Source organism: Streptomyces sp. NPDC001407, from assembly GCF_042895325.1.
Lineage (GTDB): Bacteria > Actinomycetota > Actinomycetes > Streptomycetales > Streptomycetaceae > Streptomyces.
The window spans coordinates 78,427-95,668 of record NZ_JBIAWF010000023.1; the positions used below are offsets into that span (position 1 = coordinate 78,427).

Here is a 17,242-nt window from a genome sequence, read left to right on the forward strand (position 1 = left end):
TCGTGCGTGCCTTTAGACCGTGCGGGAGACCCGGACCGTCACCGGTCCGAGACACCGAAATCTGCGCCTAGCCGTCTTCGGCGGTGGTCTGCAGCCTTCGACACACCCGACCGCGTGGGTCGGTGTTTGCTCCCAGGTTAGTTTTATCGTGATCGGCACACAGAAACCGGAGAAACGGTGCCTACGATCCAGCAGCTGGTCCGAAAGGGCCGGCAGGACAAGGTCGAGAAGAACAAGACGCCCGCGCTCGAGGGTTCGCCCCAGCGTCGTGGCGTCTGCACGCGTGTTTTCACGACCACCCCGAAGAAGCCGAACTCGGCGCTCCGTAAGGTCGCGCGTGTGCGTCTGACCTCCGGCATCGAGGTCACCGCTTACATTCCGGGTGAGGGTCACAACCTGCAGGAGCACTCCATCGTGCTCGTGCGCGGTGGCCGTGTGAAGGACCTGCCGGGTGTTCGCTACAAGATCATCCGCGGCTCCCTCGACACGCAGGGCGTCAAGAACCGTAAGCAGGCTCGCAGCCGCTACGGCGCCAAGAAGGAGAAGTAAGAATGCCTCGTAAGGGCCCCGCCCCGAAGCGCCCGGTCATCATCGACCCGGTCTACGGTTCTCCTCTTGTCACCTCCCTGATCAACAAGATCCTGCTGCACGGAAAGCGCTCCACCGCCGAGCGCATCGTGTACGGCGCCATGGAGGGTCTGCGCGAGAAGACCGGTAACGACCCGGTCATCACCCTCAAGCGCGCCCTCGAGAACGTCAAGCCGGCTCTCGAGGTCAAGTCCCGTCGTGTCGGTGGCGCCACCTACCAGGTGCCGGTCGAGGTCCGTCCGGGCCGCGCCTCCACCCTGGCGCTCCGCTGGGTCGTCGGTTACTCCCGCGCCCGTCGCGAGAAGACCATGACCGAGCGCCTCATGAACGAGCTCCTGGACGCCTCCAACGGTCTGGGCGCCGCGGTCAAGAAGCGTGAGGACACGCACAAGATGGCCGAGTCCAACAAGGCCTTCGCGCACTACCGCTGGTAGTCGCTACCCCCATCGAGAACCGAGAGAAGACTGAGCCATATGGCCACCACTTCGCTTGACCTGGCCAAGGTCCGCAACATCGGGATCATGGCCCACATCGACGCGGGCAAGACGACCACCACCGAGCGGATCCTGTTCTACACCGGTGTTTCGTACAAGATCGGTGAGGTCCACGACGGCGCTGCCACGATGGACTGGATGGAGCAGGAGCAGGAGCGCGGCATCACGATCACGTCTGCCGCGACGACCTGCCACTGGCCGCTGAACAACGTCGACCACACCATCAACATCATCGACACCCCGGGCCACGTCGACTTCACCGTCGAGGTGGAGCGCTCGCTGCGCGTCCTCGACGGTGCCGTGACGGTGTTCGACGGCGTTGCCGGTGTTGAGCCCCAGTCCGAGACCGTGTGGCGTCAGGCGGACCGCTACGGCGTTCCGCGTATCTGCTTCGTCAACAAGCTCGACCGCACCGGCGCCGAGTTCCACCGCTGCGTCGACATGATCGTCGACCGCCTCGGTGCGGTGCCGCTGGTCATGCAGCTGCCGATCGGTGCCGAGGCCGACTTCAAGGGCGTGGTCGACCTCGTCCAGATGAAGGCGCTGGTCTGGTCCGCCGAGGCCGCCAAGGGCGAGATGTACGACGTCGTCGACATCCCGGCCACGCACACCGAGGCCGCCGAGGAATGGCGCGGCAAGCTCCTCGAGGGCGTCGCCGAGCACGACGACGAGATGATGGAGCTGTTCCTCGAGGGCAAGGAGCCCACCGAGGAGCAGCTGATGGCGGCCATCCGCCGCATCACGCTCGCCTCCAAGGGCGGCGCCGACTCCGTCACCGTCACCCCGGTGTTCTGTGGCACCGCGTTCAAGAACAAGGGCGTTCAGCCCCTGCTCGACGCGGTCGTGCGCTACCTGCCGTCGCCGCTCGACATCGAGGCCGTCGAGGGCCACGCGGTCAACGACGCCGATGAGGTCGTGAAGCGCAAGCCGTCCGACGACGAGCCGTTCGCCGGCCTTGCCTTCAAGATCATGAGCGACCCGCACCTCGGCAAGCTCACCTTCGTCCGGGTTTACTCGGGCCGCATGGAGACCGGCACCCAGGTGCAGAACTCCGTGAAGGGCAAGAAGGAGCGCATCGGCAAGATCTACCGGATGCACGCGAACAAGCGTGAGGAGATCGAGTCGGTGGGTGCCGGTGACATCGTCGCCGTCATGGGTCTGAAGCAGACCACCACCGGTGAGACCCTCTGTGACGCGTCGAACCCGGTCATCCTCGAGTCCATGGACTTCCCGGCCCCGGTGATCCAGGTCGCCATCGAGCCGAAGTCCAAGGGCGACCAGGAGAAGCTGGGTGTCGCCATCCAGCGTCTCGCCGAGGAGGACCCGTCCTTCCAGGTCCACACGGACGAGGAGACGGGCCAGACCATCATCGCGGGTATGGGCGAGCTGCACCTCGACGTGCTGGTCGACCGTATGCGCCGTGAGTTCCGCGTCGAGGCGAACGTCGGCAAGCCGCAGGTCGCGTACCGCGAGACGATCCGCAAGGCCGTCGAGCGTATCGACTACACGCACAAGAAGCAGACTGGTGGTTCCGGCCAGTTCGCCAAGGTGCAGATGGCCATCGAGCCCCTCGAGGGCGATGGCTACGAGTTCGAGAACAAGGTCACCGGTGGCCGCATCCCGCGGGAGTACATCCCGTCCGTGGACGCGGGTTGCCAGGAGGCCATGGAGTTCGGCGTGCTGGCCGGCTACCCGCTGACCGGCGTCAAGGTGACGCTGCTCGACGGTGCCTTCCACGACGTCGACTCGTCCGAACTCGCCTTCAAGATCGCCGGTTCCATGGCGTTCAAGGAGGGTGCTCGCAAGGCGTCCCCGGCTCTGCTCGAGCCGATGATGTCCGTCGAGGTCACCACCCCCGAGGACTACATGGGCGATGTGATCGGTGACATCAACTCCCGCCGTGGCCAGATCCAGGCCATGGAGGACCGTCACGGCGCCAAGCTCGTCAAGGGCCTGGTTCCGCTGTCGGAGATGTTCGGCTACGTCGGAGACCTCCGCAGCAAGACGTCGGGTCGCGCAAGCTACTCGATGCAGTTCGACTCCTACGCCGAGGTTCCGAGGAACGTCGCCGAGGAGATCATCGCGAAGGCCAAGGGCGAGTAACCGCGTCTCCGCACGCAAAGCTCACGCTTTAGGCTTTACACCGACTGTCGGGGCATTCCACCGCGTACCGTGAGGACTGTGTTCCTTTCGATGCGTGGCGGATGCCCCGGCGGACGGCACCCCAGCAAAGATCACCTGGCGCCGATGAGTAAGGCGTACAGAACCACTCCGTAGGAGGACCCAGTGGCGAAGGCGAAGTTCGAGCGGACTAAGCCGCACGTCAACATCGGCACCATCGGTCACGTCGACCACGGTAAGACCACTCTTACCGCGGCGATCACCAAGGTGCTGCACGACGCGTACCCGGAGCTCAACCCCTTCACGCCGTTCGACGAGATCGACAAGGCGCCCGAAGAGCGTCAGCGTGGTATCACGATCTCGATCGCTCACGTTGAGTACCAGACCGAGTCGCGTCACTACGCCCACGTCGACTGCCCCGGTCACGCGGACTACATCAAGAACATGATCACCGGTGCCGCCCAGATGGACGGCGCGATCCTCGTGGTCGCCGCGACCGACGGTCCGATGCCGCAGACCAAGGAGCACGTGCTCCTGGCCCGCCAGTCCGGCGTTCCGTACATCGTCGTCGCCCTGAACAAGGCCGACATGGTGGACGACGAGGAGATCCTGGAGCTCGTCGAGCTCGAGGTCCGTGAGCTCCTCAACGAGTACGAGTTCAACGGCGACGACGCTCCGGTCGTCCAGGTCTCGGCGCTCAAGGCGCTCGAGGGCGACAAGGAGTGGGGCGAGAAGCTCCTCGGCCTGATGAAGGCCGTCGACGAGAACATCCCGCAGCCCGAGCGTGACGTCGACAAGCCGTTCCTGATGCCGATCGAGGACGTCTTCACGATCACCGGTCGTGGCACCGTCGTCACCGGTCGTATCGAGCGTGGTGTCCTGAAGGTCAACGAGACCGTCGACATCATCGGCATCAAGACCGAGAAGACCACCACCACGGTCACCGGCATCGAGATGTTCCGCAAGCTGCTCGACGAGGGCCAGGCCGGTGAGAACGTCGGTCTGCTCCTCCGTGGCATCAAGCGCGAGGACGTCGAGCGCGGCCAGTGCATCATCAAGCCGGGTTCGGTCACGCCGCACACCGAGTTCGAGGCCACGGCGTACATCCTGTCGAAGGACGAGGGTGGCCGTCACACCCCGTTCTTCAACAACTACCGTCCGCAGTTCTACTTCCGTACGACTGACGTGACCGGTGTTGTGACCCTCAAGGAGGGCACGGAGATGGTCATGCCCGGCGACAACGCCGAGATGTCCGTCTCCCTGATCCAGCCCGTCGCCATGGAGGAGGGCCTGCGCTTCACCATCCGTGAGGGCGGCCGCACCGTCGGCGCCGGCCAGGTCACCAAGATCAACAAGTAAGTCTTCTTGCTTGAAGGTCTGACCTGAACGGTCGGGAAGGGCCCGCACATCTTCGGATGTGCGGGCCCTTCCGCTTTTCCACGACGGGTCGTGTCTCCTGCCGGGAAATCGCTCGTACTGGGGATAAGGCAAAGCCCCCGGAGGGTGAATTCCGGGGGCTGTCCTACGGGCTTCCGCGCGGCTGTCAGCCGCTCTCGGGGCGCCAGACCCAGGGGCTCGCGTCCGTGCCCATGGCCACCACGCACAGCTGGTGGCCGGCGTCGGTGAGGACCGCGGGGGTGCCCACGGCGACCTGGTCGGGGCCGGTCCTCGGCGAGGCGTCGCCGGAGCCGGCGTCCACCACCTGGAGCTTGCCGTCGACGGCCCGGCCGAGGACGGTCACGGTGTCGCTGCCGCCGCGCACGGCCAGGGTGTGGGCGTCGAGCGGGCCGTAGCCCGAGAACTCCTTGAGCTCGGTGGTGGCGACGTCGTCGGAGCCGGGCTTGAAGCGGTGGACGGACGGCTGGGCGGCCTCGGGAGTGCGGTAGACGACCGCGAGGCGCCCGTCCGGGTCCAGGGTGGCACCGGGGAGCCCGCCGGGCTGGGGGAGGCCCTTGAGGGGCATCGCGCGGACCGGCTTGTCCGGCGCGTCCTGGCTCCAGTGGTGCACGGTGTCCCGGCCGGTGCCGAAGACGTGCACCCGCTTGTCCTGGTCCAGGGCCAGCGTCAGGCCGTCCTGGATCTCCTGGCCGTGCAGGCTCTGCCACTTGCCCCACTTGCCGTCGGCCTCGCGGACGCGGCTGGATACGCCCTTGCCGGCGTTGCGGACGAAGAGGTGCACCCGGCCGTCCGGCGTGGCGATCGCGGCGGGCATGCCGACGCGGCGGCCGCGGTCGGCCTTGTGCTCGGGGTTGCCGAGCGGCTTCCAGTCCTTGAACGCGCCGTCGGGGGAGCCCTGCTCCAGCACCACGATCTCGCGGGTGTCCGGCCGGCCCTGGCCCGCCAGGGCCGAGAACCGCAGGCCGAACAGCAGCCTGCGCCCGGCCGTGTCCTTGACGGAGGCCAGGGCGGGGGCGAGGGGGCCGCCGCCGAGGTTCTGCGGGTCGCCCCAGCGGCCGCTCCCGGCGGAGGTCTCCTGCCAGCGCACCGCCTGCATGCCGAGCACGCCGTACGCCTCCAGACGGCCCGACTTATCGGTGTCCGGGGCCGTGGTGGCGCCCTCGTAGCGGTAGTGCGTGGAGCGGATCCAGCCCTTGCGGTTCTTGATCGGGCGGTCGCCGCCCTGGCCGTAGTCACCGCAGCCCGCGGGGTTGCCGCACTCCCACTTGGGGTCGCCGCCGTACGCCTGGACCAGGCGGTGCTTCTGCTCCACGACCTCGGGCGGCAGATTGTGCGGCCAGCGCTGGTTGTAGTAGCCGCGGAACGACGTGGTCACGAAGCGCGGGGTGTGCCCGTCACGCTTCGTGGCGTCGGCGACCCACTGCGACATCGCCTTCCAGGTGAAGAGGGCGGTCGGCGTGTGGTCGCGGTGGTCGGAGCAGGCGCCGTAGTCGTTGTCCTTGGGGTGCGTGGCGTCGTGGACCTGGTAGTCGGGGTCCGGGTCCATCGTGTGGATCACGGACGGCTTGAAGCGGTCCATGATCGTGGCCAGCGTGTCCACCAGCGTGCTGTGGGTGTACTTGCTCACCGTGGTGCACGGGGAGCCCGTGGCGACCATGCTCTGCATCTCGGCGGACGGGCGTTCCCACAGCAGCGGCAGCCGCATCTCGTGGGCGGAGAGCATGGCGATGTTGAGGAAGACCAGCTGGGCGCGGCGGTTGCCGTTGGACAGCTCGTTGGTCTCGGCCTCGACGCCGTTGCCGAGGTCCAGGACGGACTTCTTCCAGCCCGTGAACTTGTCCACGCCCAGCATCTCCGCGTACGCCTGGCGCAGGCCCTGGTGGCGGGCCGAGGAATAGGCGGCCTTGTCGGGCTTGCCCTTGGGCATGCCCTCGATCCAGTTCTGGCCCACGGCCTCGCCGGCCGTCACATAGACCGAGACGACGGGCACCCCGGACTCCACGATGTGCAGGGCGTCGGGGTTCATGAAGAACAGGTCGTCGTCGGGGTGCGCCATGACCTGGAGCAGCAGGGGGTTCTTCACGCCGTTGAACGACTGCGTGGCATGGGGGTCCACCGCCCTTATGGGGCTGGGGGAGGCCTTGGACTTGTGGCCGCCCCCGCCGCCGCTGCACCCCGCCGCGACCGCCAGGGAGGTGGCGGCCAGGCCGGCGAGCGCGGTCCGGCGGGATATCACCATGCGCTGTGAGGTGTTCAACTAAGTGACTCCGTCTCGTTGTGCAGCACGCAGTCCCCGGCTGCCCCAGCGTGTCAGAGGACGTGAGAGGGATCGCGCGGGTTGCTCAAGACCACGGCAAACCACGGCAAAGGCGGGTAAGGCCAGGGAGGCTCAGGGTGCCGGCGCGACGGTCGGGCCGGCTGACCGCTTGTGGGCGGCCTGGGCCTACGCGACCATAGTGTCCCGTATGTCGGCGAGGTGGTTTGACAACTGAGCCGGTCGGGGTACCTTCTTCGGCTGCGATTGGCGCCCCTTCGGGCGCGTATGGCACACTGTTCAGGTTGCTCGGTTGTGAGCTGATGCTTGCGCGCCTCCCGCCGGGAGGACTGGAAGCGAGTCCCGCAGTACTCGTCACCCCTTTTCAGGGGTGGAAGTACGGGAATCTTCCGGGAAGCGTTGGCGCGGCCCCGGCCAGGCACTCGGTGGGTGTCCTTCCCCCACAGCCCCCTTCGTAAGGGAATTTCCTCCGGGAAATCTTCCGGAAGGGGCGCGACACGCCCGACCGCGTGGGTCGGAGAAGGGCAGCGCCTCGCAAGAGGCGCAGCACACCGAGTCCCAGAGCGTTACGAGAGACAGGACTACGAAGTAGCCATGGCGGGACAGAAGATCCGCATCCGGCTCAAGGCCTACGACCACGAGGTCATCGACTCCTCGGCGAAGAAGATCGTCGAGACGGTGACGCGCACTGGTGCGTCGGTCGCGGGCCCGGTGCCGCTGCCCACTGAGAAGAACGTGTACTGCGTCATCAAGTCGCCGCACAAGTACAAGGACTCGCGCGAGCACTTCGAGATGCGCACGCACAAGCGCCTCATCGACATCCTCGACCCCACGCCGAAGACGGTTGACTCGCTCATGCGCCTCGACCTGCCGGCGGGCGTCGACATCGAGATCAAGCTCTGAGGTGACGCGCGAGATGGCTAAGAACATTAAGGGCGTCCTGGGCGAGAAGCTCGGCATGACCCAGGTCTGGGACGAGAACAACCGGGTCGTCCCGGTGACCGTCGTCAAGGCCGGGCCCTGTGTCGTCACCCAGGTCCGCACCAACGACAGCGACGGCTACGAGTCGGTCCAGATCGCCTTCGGCGAGATCGACCCGCGCAAGGTGAACAAGCCCCTCAAGGGTCACTTCGCCAAGGCCGACGTCACCCCGCGCCGCCACCTGGTGGAGCTGCGTACCGCTGACGCCAGCGAGTACACGCTCGGCCAGGAGATCACCGCTGCCGTGTTCGAGTCGGGCGTCAAGGTCGACGTCACCGGCAAGAGCAAGGGCAAGGGCTTCGCCGGTGTCATGAAGCGTCACAACTTCAAGGGCCTCGGCGCCGGTCACGGCACCCAGCGCAAGCACCGCTCCCCCGGTTCCATCGGTGGCTGCGCCACCCCGGGCCGTGTGTTCAAGGGCCTCCGCATGGCGGGCCGTATGGGCAACGAGCGGGTCACCACCCAGAACCTGACCGTCCACGCCGTTGACGCGGAGAAGGGCCTGCTCCTGATCAAGGGCGCGGTTCCTGGTCCGAACGGCGGCCTCGTCCTGGTCCGTACCGCGGCCAAGGGGGCCTGAGGTAACGATGAGCACCATTGACATCCTTTCGCCGGCAGGCGACAAGGCCGGGACCGTCGAGCTCCCCACGGAGATCTTCGACGCGAAGGTCAGCGTTCCGCTGATCCACCAGGTCGTCGTCGCGCAGCTGGCCGCTGCCCGTCAGGGCACGCACAAGACCAAGACCCGCGGTGAGGTCCGAGGCGGCGGCAAGAAGCCGTACCGCCAGAAGGGCACCGGTCGCGCCCGTCAGGGCTCGACCCGCGCGCCGCAGTTCGCCGGTGGTGGCGTCGTGCACGGTCCCGTGCCGCGTGACTACTCGCAGCGGACCCCGAAGAAGATGAAGGCCGCCGCCCTGCGCGGTGCCCTCACCGACCGGGCGCGTCACTCCCGCATCCACGTCGTCACCGGCGTGGTCGAGGGCTCGGCTTCCACCAAGGCCGCCAAGTCGCTGTTCGGCAAGATCTCGGAGCGCAAGAACCTGCTCCTGGTCGTCGACCGTGCCGACGAGGCCGCGTGGCTGTCCGCCCGCAACCTGCCCCAGGTCCACATCCTGGAGCCGGGCCAGCTGAACACGTACGACGTGCTCGTCTCGGACGACGTGGTCTTCACGAAGGCCGCCTTCGAGTCCTTCGTGGCCGCGAAGACGGCCGGCGAGCTCGAAGGGAGCGACGCCTGATGAGCGAGGCGACTGTCGCCGTGGTCACCAGCAAGACCTACACGGACCCCCGTGACATCCTGGTCAAGCCGGTGGTTTCGGAGAAGAGCTACGCGCTCCTCGACGAGAACAAGTACACGTTCATCGTCGACCCGCGCGCGAACAAGACCCAGATCAAGCAGGCCGTCGAGGCGGTCTTCTCGGTCAAGGTCACCGGGGTCAACACGATCAACCGTCAGGGTAAGCGCAAGCGCACCAAGACCGGTTTCGGCAAGCGCGCCAACACCAAGCGCGCCATCGTGACCCTCGCCGAGGGCGACCGTATCGACATCTTCGGCGGCCCGGTCTCCTAACGGAGTCCGAGTCGTCCGGAATCGGACGAGGACTGAGAAATGGGTATCCGCAAGTACAAGCCGACGACCCCGGGCCGTCGTGGCTCCAGCGTCGCCGACTTTGTCGAGATCACGCGGTCCACGCCGGAGAAGTCGCTGGTCCGCCCCCTGCACAGCAAGGGCGGCCGTAACAACGCCGGTCGTGTGACCGTTCGCCACCAGGGTGGTGGCCACAAGCGCGCCTACCGCGTGATCGACTTCCGTCGTCACGACAAGGACGGCGTGCCGGCCAAGGTCGCTCACATCGAGTACGACCCGAACCGCACCGCGCGCATCGCGCTGCTGCACTACGCAGACGGCGAGAAGCGCTACATCATCGCCCCCGCGAAGCTCCAGCAGGGTGACCGGATCGAGAACGGCGCTGGCGCCGACATCAAGCCGGGCAACAACCTGCCGCTGCGCAACATCCCGGTCGGTACGACGATCCACGCGATCGAGCTCCGTCCCGGTGGCGGCGCCAAGTTCGCCCGCTCTGCCGGTTCGTCCGTGCAGCTGCTGGCGAAGGAGGGCCAGTACGCCCACCTGCGCATGCCGTCCGGTGAGGTCCGCCTGGTCGACGTCCGCTGCCGCGCCACCGTCGGCGAGGTCGGCAACGCCGAGCAGTCGAACATCAACTGGGGCAAGGCCGGCCGTATGCGCTGGAAGGGCGTTCGCCCGACCGTGCGTGGTGTGGCGATGAACCCGGTCGACCACCCGCACGGTGGTGGTGAGGGTAAGACCTCCGGTGGTCGCCACCCGGTCTCCCCGTGGGGTCAGAAGGAGGGTCGTACTCGTTCTCCCAAGAAGGCGAGCAACAAGTACATCGTCCGCCGCCGCAAGACGAACAAGAAGCGCTAGGAGCGGGTTTAGATGCCGCGTAGTCTCAAGAAGGGACCCTTCGTCGACGGCCACCTCATCAAGAAGGTGGACGCCCAGAACGAAGCTGGTACCAAGAACGTCATCAAGACCTGGTCCCGTCGCTCCATGATCGTGCCGGCCATGCTGGGCCACACGCTCGCGGTGCACAACGGCAAGACGCACGTCCCGGTGTTCGTCACCGAGTCGATGGTCGGCCACAAGCTCGGCGAGTTCTCGCCGACCCGCACCTTCCGCGGCCACGTCAAGGACGACCGCAAGTCGAAGCGCCGCTAAGGCGGGGTGTGAACGACTATGACTGACACCGAAGGGACAACCATGGAAGCCAGGGCCCAGGCGCGGTACATCCGCGTCACGCCCATGAAGGCCCGCCGCGTGGTGGACCTCATCCGTGGCATGGACGCCACGGAGGCTCAGGCGGTCCTGCGTTTCGCCCCGCAGGCCGCGAGCGTGCCGGTTGGCAAGGTGCTGGACAGCGCCATCGCCAACGCTGCACACAACTACGACCACACCGACGCCTCTTCGCTGGTCATCAGCGAGGCGTACGTGGACGAGGGCCCGACCCTGAAGCGGTTCCGTCCGCGTGCCCAGGGCCGTGCCTACCGGATCCGTAAGCGGACCAGCCACATCACCGTGGTCGTCAGCAGCAAGGAAGGAACCCGGTAATGGGCCAGAAGGTTAACCCGCACGGGTTCCGCCTCGGCATCACCACCGACTTCAAGTCGCGCTGGTACGCCGACAAGCTGTACAAGGACTACGTCAAGGAAGACGTTGCCATTCGTCGCATGATGACGAAGGGCATGGAGCGCGCCGGTATCTCGAAGGTTGAGATCGAGCGCACCCGCGACCGCGTCCGCGTCGACATCCACACCGCTCGTCCGGGCATCGTCATCGGCCGCCGCGGCGCCGAGGCCGACCGCATCCGCGGCGAGCTGGAGAAGCTGACCGGCAAGCAGGTCCAGCTGAACATCCTCGAGGTCAAGAACCCCGAGGTGGACGCTCAGCTGGTGGCCCAGGCCGTCGCCGAGCAGCTGTCCTCCCGCGTCTCCTTCCGTCGCGCCATGCGCAAGAGCATGCAGTCGACGATGAAGGCCGGCGCCAAGGGCATCAAGATCCAGTGCGGTGGCCGTCTCGGCGGCGCCGAGATGTCCCGCTCGGAGTTCTACCGCGAGGGCCGTGTGCCCCTGCACACGCTCCGCGCGAACGTCGACTACGGCTTCTTCGAGGCCAAGACCACCTTCGGCCGCATCGGCGTGAAGGTCTGGATCTACAAGGGCGACGTCAAGAACATCGCCGAGGTCCGCGCCGAGAACGCCGCGGCGCGTGCGGGCAACCGCCCGTCCCGTGGCGGCGCCCAGGACCGCCCGGCCCGCGGTGGCCGTGGTGGCGAGCGTGGCGGCCGCGGCCGCAAGCCGCAGCAGGGCAGCAGCGCAGGTGCCGAGGCCCCCAAGGCCGAGGCCGCTGCCGCTGCTCCGGCTGAGTCCACCGGAACGGAGGCCTGACCGACATGCTGATCCCTCGCAGGGTCAAGCACCGCAAGCAGCACCACCCGAAGCGCTCGGGCATGGCCAAGGGTGGCACCGAGCTCGCTTTCGGTGAGTACGGCATCCAGGCCCTGACCCCGGCCTACGTGACGAACCGGCAGATCGAGTCCGCTCGTATCGCCATGACCCGTCACATCAAGCGCGGCGGCAAGGTGTGGATCAACATCTACCCCGACCGCCCGCTGACGAAGAAGCCGGCCGAAACCCGCATGGGTTCCGGTAAGGGTTCTCCGGAGTGGTGGATCGCGAACGTCAAGCCCGGTCGGGTGATGTTCGAGCTGTCTTTCCCGAACGAGAAGGTTGCTCGTGAGGCGCTCACCCGCGCCGCCCACAAGCTTCCGATGAAGTGCCGCATTGTTCGGCGCGAGGCAGGTGAGTCGTGATGGCCGCTGGTATCAAGGCGACCGAGCTGCGTGAGCTGAACGACGAGGACCTCGTCGCGAAGCTCCGTGAGGCCAAGGAAGAGCTGTTCAACCTCCGCTTCCAGGCGGCGACCGGGCAGCTCGAGAACCACGGTCGGCTCAAGTCCGTCCGTAAGGACATCGCCCGGATCTACACCCTGATGCGCGAGCGCGAGCTGGGCATCGAGACGGTGGAGAGCGCCTGATGAGCGAGAAGAATGTGACTGAGACGAACGAGCGCGGCTTCCGCAAGACCCGTGAGGGTCTCGTCGTCAGCGACAAGATGGACAAGACCGTCGTCGTCGCTGTCGAGGACCGCGTCAAGCACGCGCTGTACGGCAAGGTCATCCGCCGTACGAACAAGCTCAAGGCGCACGACGAGCAGAACGCTGCCGGTGTCGGCGACCGCGTCCTCATCATGGAGACGCGTCCGCTGTCGGCGAGCAAGCGCTGGCGCATCGTCGAGATCCTCGAGAAGGCCAAGTAAGGAAATTCCCGCAAGGGAATTCCGCAATTACCGTCTGAGGGGGTCTCCCCTCGGATAAGTTCCGCCAGGCTCGGCGTGGGGTCTCGATTCACTCGAGGCCCCCGCCGGGAACCGGCAGACGATCAGGAGATAGACGTGATCCAGCAGGAGTCGCGACTTCGGGTCGCCGACAACACTGGTGCCAAGGAGATCCTTTGCATCCGTGTTCTCGGTGGTTCGGGTCGCCGCTACGCGGGCATCGGTGACGTCATCGTCGCCACCGTCAAGGACGCGATCCCCGGTGGCAACGTGAAGAAGGGTGACGTCGTCAAGGCGGTCATCGTTCGCACCGTCAAGGAGCGCCGCCGTCCGGATGGCTCGTACATCCGCTTCGACGAGAACGCCGCTGTCGTTCTCAAGAACGACGGTGACCCCCGCGGCACCCGTATCTTCGGCCCCGTGGGCCGAGAGCTGCGCGAGAAGAAGTTCATGAAGATCGTCTCGCTCGCGCCGGAGGTGCTGTAACCGATGAAGATCAAGAAGGGCGACCTGGTTCAGGTCATCACCGGTAAGGACAAGGGCAAGCAGGGCAAGGTCATTCAGGCCATGCCCGCTGAGGACCGTGTTCTCGTCGAGGGTGTCAACCGGGTCAAGAAGCACACCAAGGCCGGCCAGACCGCTCGTGGTTCCAAGACCGGCGGCATCGTGACGACCGAGGCCCCCATCCACGTCAGCAACGTTCAGCTGATCGTGGAGAAGGACGGCAAGAAGGTCGTCACTCGTGTCGGTTACCGCTTCGACGACGAGGGCAACAAGATCCGCGTTGCCAAGCGCACCGGTGAGGACATCTGATGACTGCCACCACCAACGCACCGCGTCTCAAGCAGCGCTACCGTGACGAGATCGCCGGGAAGCTCCGCGAGGAGTTCTCCTACGAGAACGTCATGCAGATCCCCGGCCTGACCAAGATCGTGGTCAACATGGGTGTGGGCGACGCCGCCCGCGACTCCAAGCTGATCGAGGGCGCCATCCGCGACCTCACCACGATCACGGGCCAGAAGCCGGCCGTGACCAAGGCCCGCAAGTCGATCGCGCAGTTCAAGCTGCGCGAGGGGCAGCCGATCGGCTGCCACGTCACCCTCCGTGGTGACCGCATGTGGGAGTTCCTGGACCGTACGCTGTCGCTCGCGCTGCCGCGCATCCGCGACTTCCGTGGTCTGTCCCCGAAGCAGTTCGACGGCCGGGGCAACTACACCTTCGGTCTCACGGAGCAGGTCATGTTCCACGAGATCGACCAGGACAAGATCGACCGCGTCCGGGGTATGGACATCACCGTGGTGACCACGGCGACCAACGACGACGAGGGTCGCGCCCTCCTTCGTCACCTCGGCTTCCCCTTCAAGGAGGCGTAAGCGAGATGGCGAAGAAGTCTCTTATTGCCAAGGCTGCCCGCAAGCCGAAGTTCGGTGTGCGTGCCTACACGCGCTGCCAGCGCTGTGGCCGTCCGCACTCCGTCTACCGCAAGTTCGGCCTCTGCCGCGTGTGCCTTCGTGAGATGGCTCACCGTGGCGAGCTGCCGGGCGTGACCAAGAGCTCCTGGTAACAACCCACTTGGGTTGACCAGGGCTCTCGGTAAGCATCTGGTCGGCGGGGGCCCCGCCCCCACTCGCGTAGAGTGGAAGGGTTGGGCGCCCGCCGCCCGCAAAGTCGCTTACTACGCCGAAGGTCCCCGCGCCGCACCCGTCCCGACACTGATCGGGGAGAGGGATGGCGCACATAGGAAACCCCGGCGAGAGAGGCCGAAGGCCAAACATGACCATGACCGATCCGATCGCAGACATGCTGACCCGTCTGCGAAACGCTAACTCGGCATACCACGACACCGTGTCGATGCCGCACAGCAAGATCAAGTCGCACATCGCGGAGATCCTCCAGCAGGAGGGCTACATCACCGGCTGGAAGGTCGAGGACGCCGAGGTCGGCAAGTCCCTGACCCTCGAGCTGAAGTTCGGCCCGAACCGCGAGCGCTCGATCGCCGGCATCAAGCGCATCTCGAAGCCGGGCCTGCGGGTCTACGCAAAGTCCACCAACCTGCCGAAGGTCCTCGGCGGCCTGGGCGTGGCGATCATCTCCACGTCCCACGGTCTCCTGACCGGCCAGCAGGCCAGCAAGAAGGGCGTGGGTGGGGAAGTCCTCGCCTACGTCTGGTAATCGGGAACGGAGGAATAGCCAATGTCGCGTATTGGACGGCTGCCCATCCAGGTTCCCGCTGGTGTGGACGTCACCATCGATGGCCGCACGGTGCACGTGAAGGGCCCCAAGGGCTCCCTCACGCACGCTGTCGCCGCGCCCATCGAGATCGCTAAGGCCGAGGACGGCACCCTTGTCGTCACCCGCCCGAACGACGAGCGTCAGAACAAGGCCCTGCACGGCCTGTCCCGCACGCTGGTGGCGAACATGATCACCGGCGTGACCACGGGCTACAGCAAGGCTCTTGAGATCAGCGGTGTCGGTTACCGCGTCCAGGCGAAGGGCTCCAACCTGGAGTTCGCCCTGGGCTACAGCCACCCGATCCTGATCGAGGCCCCCGAGGGCATCACCTTCAAGGTGGAGTCCCCGACCAAGCTCAGCGTCGAGGGCATCGACAAGCAGAAGGTCGGCGAGGTCGCGGCGAACATCCGCAAGCTGCGGAAGCCCGACCCGTACAAGGCCAAGGGCGTCAAGTACGCCGGCGAGGTCATCCGCCGCAAGGTCGGAAAGGCTGGTAAGTAAGCCATGGCATACGGTGTGAAGATCGCCAAGGGCGACGCTTACAAGCGTGCCGCCAAGGCCCGCCGCCATGTCCGCATTCGCAAGAACGTCTCGGGTACGGCGGAGCGTCCGCGCCTCGTCGTGACGCGTTCGAACCGCGGTATCACCGCTCAGGTCATCGACGACATCAAGGGTCACACCCTGGCGTCGGCGTCGAACCTGGACGCTTCGATCCGTGGTGGCGAGGGCGACAAGTCCGCGCAGGCCAAGCAGGTCGGCGCCCTGGTTGCCGAGCGCGCCAAGGCCGCCGGTGTCGAGGCCGTCGTGTTCGACCGTGGTGGCAACAGGTACGCCGGGCGCATTGCCGCTCTGGCTGACGCCGCCCGCGAAGCCGGGCTGAAGTTCTAAGCCCCGGTTCCGGAGCTAGCGGACGTAACAGAGAGAGGTAAATCCAATGGCTGGACCCCAGCGCCGCGGAAGCGGTGCCGGTGGCGGCGAGCGGCGGGACCGGAAGGGTCGCGACGGTGGCGCTGCCGCCGAGAAGACCGCGTACGTTGAGCGCGTTGTCGCGATCAACCGCGTCGCCAAGGTTGTCAAGGGTGGTCGCCGCTTCAGCTTCACCGCGCTGGTCGTGGTGGGCGACGGTGACGGCACCGTAGGTGTCGGATACGGCAAGGCCAAGGAAGTTCCCGCGGCCATCGCCAAGGGCGTGGAAGAGGCCAAGAAGAACTTCTTCAAGGTCCCCCGCATCCAGGGCACCATCCCGCACCCGATCCAGGGCGAGAAGGCGGCTGGTGTCGTCCTGCTCAAGCCCGCGTCCCCCGGTACCGGTGTTATCGCCGGTGGCCCGGTGCGTGCGGTGCTCGAGTGCGCCGGCGTCCACGACATCCTGTCGAAGTCGCTCGGTTCTTCGAACCCGATCAACATCGTGCACGCCACGGTGACCGCGCTTCAGGGCCTTCAGCGCCCCGAGGAGATCGCGGCCCGTCGTGGCCTGCCGCTGGAGGACGTCGCCCCCGCCGCACTGCTGCGGGCGCGTGCAGGGGCGGGTGCGTAATGGCTCGCCTCAAGGTCACGCAGGTCAAGTCCTACATCGGTAGCAAGCAGAACCACCGCGACACCCTTCGTTCGCTTGGTCTCAAGCGCATGAACGACGTGGTCGTCAAGGAGGACCGTCCCGAGATCCGCGGCATGGTGCAGACCGTCCGCCACCTCGTGACGGTTGAGGAGGTCGACTGACATGGCGGAGCAGAACCCGCTGAAGGTCCACAACCTCCGGCCCGCCCCGGGCGCCAAGACCGCCAAGACCCGTGTGGGTCGTGGTGAGGCGTCCAAGGGTAAGACCGCAGGTCGTGGTACCAAGGGCACCAAGGCCCGTTACCAGGTTCCGGAGCGCTTCGAGGGTGGGCAGATGCCCCTCCACATGCGTCTCCCGAAGCTCAAGGGCTTCAAGAACCCGTTCCGTACCGAGTTCCAGGTCGTGAACCTGGACAAGCTGGCCGCGCTCTACCCGCAGGGTGGCGAGGTCACGGTGGCCGACCTGGTCGCCAAGGGTGCGGTTCGCAAGAACCAGCTCGTCAAGGTCCTGGGCCAGGGCGAGATCTCCGTGGCGCTGCAGGTGACGGTCGACGCCGTCTCCGGCTCCGCCAAGGAGAAGATTGCCGCTGCCGGCGGCACCGTCACCGAGCTCGTCTGAGCTCGTTGATCTGACAACCGGGGATGTCCCAAAAGGGGCATCCCCGGTTGGTCGTTCCAAGGG

The 17,242-nt window shown here is 66.4% G+C and carries 26 protein-coding genes; 25 read left to right on the forward strand and 1 reads right to left on the reverse strand.

Annotated elements, in window-relative coordinates:
* The first annotated feature begins 177 nt into the window (after positions 1-177).
* The 4 genes from rpsL to tuf all read left to right on the forward strand — a co-directional run bounded on the left by rpsL (position 178) and on the right by tuf (position 4,562).
* Entirely contained in the window at positions 178-549 is a 372-nt protein-coding gene (gene rpsL / locus ACFY1P_RS27200; protein ID WP_003948652.1) for a 30S ribosomal protein S12, read from the forward strand.
* A 2-nt stretch (positions 550-551) separates the two neighbouring features.
* Entirely contained in the window at positions 552-1,022 is a 471-nt protein-coding gene (gene rpsG, locus ACFY1P_RS27205) for a 30S ribosomal protein S7 (protein WP_030368420.1), read from the forward strand.
* A gap of 39 nt (positions 1,023-1,061) precedes the next feature.
* Complete coding sequence (gene fusA, locus ACFY1P_RS27210; RefSeq protein ID WP_361521891.1) at positions 1,062-3,185, forward strand: elongation factor G; 2,124 nt, start codon at positions 1,062-1,064, stop codon at positions 3,183-3,185.
* A gap of 183 nt (positions 3,186-3,368) precedes the next feature.
* Positions 3,369-4,562: an elongation factor Tu gene (gene tuf, locus ACFY1P_RS27215; protein WP_361521889.1), complete on the forward strand. Its 1,194-nt coding sequence runs from the start codon at positions 3,369-3,371 to the stop codon at positions 4,560-4,562.
* Between the two features lie 184 nt (positions 4,563-4,746).
* Here tuf and ACFY1P_RS27220 read toward each other — a convergent pair whose 3' ends face one another.
* The gene (locus tag ACFY1P_RS27220) at positions 4,747-6,858 is read right to left on the reverse strand and encodes a PIG-L family deacetylase (RefSeq protein WP_390752112.1); all 2,112 of its coding nucleotides are present in this window, start codon (positions 6,856-6,858) and stop codon (positions 4,747-4,749) included.
* A gap of 612 nt (positions 6,859-7,470) precedes the next feature.
* On the opposite strand from ACFY1P_RS27220, the gene rpsJ reads away from it, so the two are divergent.
* The 21 genes from rpsJ to rplO all read left to right on the forward strand — a co-directional run bounded on the left by rpsJ (position 7,471) and on the right by rplO (position 17,179).
* Positions 7,471-7,779: a 30S ribosomal protein S10 gene (rpsJ, locus tag ACFY1P_RS27225; protein ID WP_003948644.1), complete on the forward strand. Its 309-nt coding sequence runs from the start codon at positions 7,471-7,473 to the stop codon at positions 7,777-7,779.
* A gap of 13 nt (positions 7,780-7,792) precedes the next feature.
* The gene (gene rplC / locus ACFY1P_RS27230; RefSeq protein WP_086567349.1) at positions 7,793-8,437 is read left to right on the forward strand and encodes a 50S ribosomal protein L3; all 645 of its coding nucleotides are present in this window, start codon (positions 7,793-7,795) and stop codon (positions 8,435-8,437) included.
* A 7-nt stretch (positions 8,438-8,444) separates the two neighbouring features.
* Entirely contained in the window at positions 8,445-9,095 is a 651-nt protein-coding gene (rplD, locus tag ACFY1P_RS27235) for a 50S ribosomal protein L4 (protein ID WP_361521883.1), read from the forward strand.
* On the forward strand, positions 9,095-9,427 hold the full coding sequence (rplW, locus tag ACFY1P_RS27240) for a 50S ribosomal protein L23 (protein ID WP_116212450.1): 333 nt from the start codon (positions 9,095-9,097) through the stop codon (positions 9,425-9,427). Before rplD ends, rplW begins: the two co-directional genes overlap by 1 nt.
* Positions 9,428-9,466: 39 nt before the next feature.
* A complete protein-coding gene (gene rplB / locus ACFY1P_RS27245; protein ID WP_301886639.1) occupies positions 9,467-10,303 on the forward strand; it encodes a 50S ribosomal protein L2 in 837 nt (278 codons plus the stop codon).
* Positions 10,304-10,315: 12 nt separating this feature from the next.
* Positions 10,316-10,597: a 30S ribosomal protein S19 gene (rpsS, locus tag ACFY1P_RS27250; RefSeq protein WP_004950443.1), complete on the forward strand. Its 282-nt coding sequence runs from the start codon at positions 10,316-10,318 to the stop codon at positions 10,595-10,597.
* 42 nt (positions 10,598-10,639) lie between these two features.
* Entirely contained in the window at positions 10,640-10,987 is a 348-nt protein-coding gene (gene rplV, locus ACFY1P_RS27255; protein WP_004571827.1) for a 50S ribosomal protein L22, read from the forward strand.
* Positions 10,987-11,823 (forward strand): 30S ribosomal protein S3, encoded by an 837-nt coding sequence (gene rpsC / locus ACFY1P_RS27260; protein WP_361521880.1) that lies wholly within the window; start codon positions 10,987-10,989, stop codon positions 11,821-11,823. Before rplV ends, rpsC begins: the two co-directional genes overlap by 1 nt.
* A 5-nt stretch (positions 11,824-11,828) precedes the next feature.
* Positions 11,829-12,248, forward strand: coding sequence for a 50S ribosomal protein L16 (rplP, locus tag ACFY1P_RS27265; RefSeq protein WP_087927565.1), 420 nt, complete (start codon positions 11,829-11,831; stop codon positions 12,246-12,248).
* Positions 12,248-12,472: a 50S ribosomal protein L29 gene (rpmC, locus tag ACFY1P_RS27270; RefSeq protein ID WP_030368408.1), complete on the forward strand. Its 225-nt coding sequence runs from the start codon at positions 12,248-12,250 to the stop codon at positions 12,470-12,472. Before rplP ends, rpmC begins: the two co-directional genes overlap by 1 nt.
* On the forward strand, positions 12,472-12,753 hold the full coding sequence (gene rpsQ / locus ACFY1P_RS27275) for a 30S ribosomal protein S17 (protein WP_030026328.1): 282 nt from the start codon (positions 12,472-12,474) through the stop codon (positions 12,751-12,753). The genes rpmC and rpsQ overlap by 1 nt, the downstream gene beginning before the upstream one ends.
* Before the next feature lie 135 nt (positions 12,754-12,888).
* A complete protein-coding gene (gene rplN, locus ACFY1P_RS27280) occupies positions 12,889-13,257 on the forward strand; it encodes a 50S ribosomal protein L14 (protein WP_099199421.1) in 369 nt (122 codons plus the stop codon).
* 3 nt (positions 13,258-13,260) lie between these two features.
* Positions 13,261-13,584 (forward strand): 50S ribosomal protein L24, encoded by a 324-nt coding sequence (gene rplX / locus ACFY1P_RS27285; RefSeq protein WP_361521876.1) that lies wholly within the window; start codon positions 13,261-13,263, stop codon positions 13,582-13,584.
* Complete coding sequence (gene rplE, locus ACFY1P_RS27290) at positions 13,584-14,144, forward strand: 50S ribosomal protein L5 (RefSeq protein ID WP_361521873.1); 561 nt, start codon at positions 13,584-13,586, stop codon at positions 14,142-14,144. The genes rplX and rplE overlap by 1 nt, the downstream gene beginning before the upstream one ends.
* Before the next feature lie 5 nt (positions 14,145-14,149).
* Positions 14,150-14,335: a type Z 30S ribosomal protein S14 gene (locus tag ACFY1P_RS27295; protein WP_030368403.1), complete on the forward strand. Its 186-nt coding sequence runs from the start codon at positions 14,150-14,152 to the stop codon at positions 14,333-14,335.
* A gap of 209 nt (positions 14,336-14,544) precedes the next feature.
* Positions 14,545-14,943 (forward strand): 30S ribosomal protein S8, encoded by a 399-nt coding sequence (rpsH, locus tag ACFY1P_RS27300; protein ID WP_116212436.1) that lies wholly within the window; start codon positions 14,545-14,547, stop codon positions 14,941-14,943.
* Between the two features lie 21 nt (positions 14,944-14,964).
* Complete coding sequence (gene rplF / locus ACFY1P_RS27305; protein WP_361521869.1) at positions 14,965-15,504, forward strand: 50S ribosomal protein L6; 540 nt, start codon at positions 14,965-14,967, stop codon at positions 15,502-15,504.
* 3 nt (positions 15,505-15,507) lie between these two features.
* Positions 15,508-15,891: a 50S ribosomal protein L18 gene (rplR, locus tag ACFY1P_RS27310; protein WP_116212433.1), complete on the forward strand. Its 384-nt coding sequence runs from the start codon at positions 15,508-15,510 to the stop codon at positions 15,889-15,891.
* Positions 15,892-15,937: 46 nt separating this feature from the next.
* Positions 15,938-16,540: a 30S ribosomal protein S5 gene (gene rpsE, locus ACFY1P_RS27315; protein WP_116212431.1), complete on the forward strand. Its 603-nt coding sequence runs from the start codon at positions 15,938-15,940 to the stop codon at positions 16,538-16,540.
* Positions 16,540-16,722 carry a 50S ribosomal protein L30 gene (rpmD, locus tag ACFY1P_RS27320; protein ID WP_030368398.1) on the forward strand — a complete coding sequence of 61 codons (183 nt, stop codon included), beginning with the start codon at positions 16,540-16,542 and terminating at the stop codon, positions 16,720-16,722. The genes rpsE and rpmD overlap by 1 nt, the downstream gene beginning before the upstream one ends.
* Before the next feature lies 1 nt (position 16,723).
* A complete protein-coding gene (rplO, locus tag ACFY1P_RS27325) occupies positions 16,724-17,179 on the forward strand; it encodes a 50S ribosomal protein L15 (protein ID WP_361521864.1) in 456 nt (151 codons plus the stop codon).
* Positions 17,180-17,242: the final 63 nt, after the last annotated feature.

Bases quoted from the DNA above. Each gene is read 5' to 3' on its own strand.
- rpsG (WP_030368420.1), top strand. From the start codon at position 552: ATGCCTCGTAAGGGCCCCGCCCCGAAGCGCCCGGTCATCATCGACCCG.
- fusA (WP_361521891.1), top strand. From the start codon at position 1,062: ATGGCCACCACTTCGCTTGACCTGGCCAAGGTCCGCAACATCGGGATC.
- rpsJ (WP_003948644.1), top strand. From the start codon at position 7,471: ATGGCGGGACAGAAGATCCGCATCCGGCTCAAGGCCTACGACCACGAG.
- rplC (WP_086567349.1), top strand. From the start codon at position 7,793: ATGGCTAAGAACATTAAGGGCGTCCTGGGCGAGAAGCTCGGCATGACC.
- rplD (WP_361521883.1), top strand. From the start codon at position 8,445: ATGAGCACCATTGACATCCTTTCGCCGGCAGGCGACAAGGCCGGGACC.
- rplW (WP_116212450.1), top strand. From the start codon at position 9,095: ATGAGCGAGGCGACTGTCGCCGTGGTCACCAGCAAGACCTACACGGAC.
- rplB (WP_301886639.1), top strand. From the start codon at position 9,467: ATGGGTATCCGCAAGTACAAGCCGACGACCCCGGGCCGTCGTGGCTCC.
- rpsS (WP_004950443.1), top strand. From the start codon at position 10,316: ATGCCGCGTAGTCTCAAGAAGGGACCCTTCGTCGACGGCCACCTCATC.
- rplV (WP_004571827.1), top strand. From the start codon at position 10,640: ATGGAAGCCAGGGCCCAGGCGCGGTACATCCGCGTCACGCCCATGAAG.
- rpsC (WP_361521880.1), top strand. From the start codon at position 10,987: ATGGGCCAGAAGGTTAACCCGCACGGGTTCCGCCTCGGCATCACCACC.
- rplP (WP_087927565.1), top strand. From the start codon at position 11,829: ATGCTGATCCCTCGCAGGGTCAAGCACCGCAAGCAGCACCACCCGAAG.
- rpmC (WP_030368408.1), top strand. From the start codon at position 12,248: ATGGCCGCTGGTATCAAGGCGACCGAGCTGCGTGAGCTGAACGACGAG.
- rpsQ (WP_030026328.1), top strand. From the start codon at position 12,472: ATGAGCGAGAAGAATGTGACTGAGACGAACGAGCGCGGCTTCCGCAAG.
- rplX (WP_361521876.1), top strand. From the start codon at position 13,261: ATGAAGATCAAGAAGGGCGACCTGGTTCAGGTCATCACCGGTAAGGAC.
- rplE (WP_361521873.1), top strand. From the start codon at position 13,584: ATGACTGCCACCACCAACGCACCGCGTCTCAAGCAGCGCTACCGTGAC.
- ACFY1P_RS27295 (WP_030368403.1), top strand. From the start codon at position 14,150: ATGGCGAAGAAGTCTCTTATTGCCAAGGCTGCCCGCAAGCCGAAGTTC.
- rpsH (WP_116212436.1), top strand. From the start codon at position 14,545: ATGACCATGACCGATCCGATCGCAGACATGCTGACCCGTCTGCGAAAC.
- rplF (WP_361521869.1), top strand. From the start codon at position 14,965: ATGTCGCGTATTGGACGGCTGCCCATCCAGGTTCCCGCTGGTGTGGAC.
- rplR (WP_116212433.1), top strand. From the start codon at position 15,508: ATGGCATACGGTGTGAAGATCGCCAAGGGCGACGCTTACAAGCGTGCC.
- rpsE (WP_116212431.1), top strand. From the start codon at position 15,938: ATGGCTGGACCCCAGCGCCGCGGAAGCGGTGCCGGTGGCGGCGAGCGG.
- rpmD (WP_030368398.1), top strand. From the start codon at position 16,540: ATGGCTCGCCTCAAGGTCACGCAGGTCAAGTCCTACATCGGTAGCAAG.
- rplO (WP_361521864.1), top strand. From the start codon at position 16,724: ATGGCGGAGCAGAACCCGCTGAAGGTCCACAACCTCCGGCCCGCCCCG.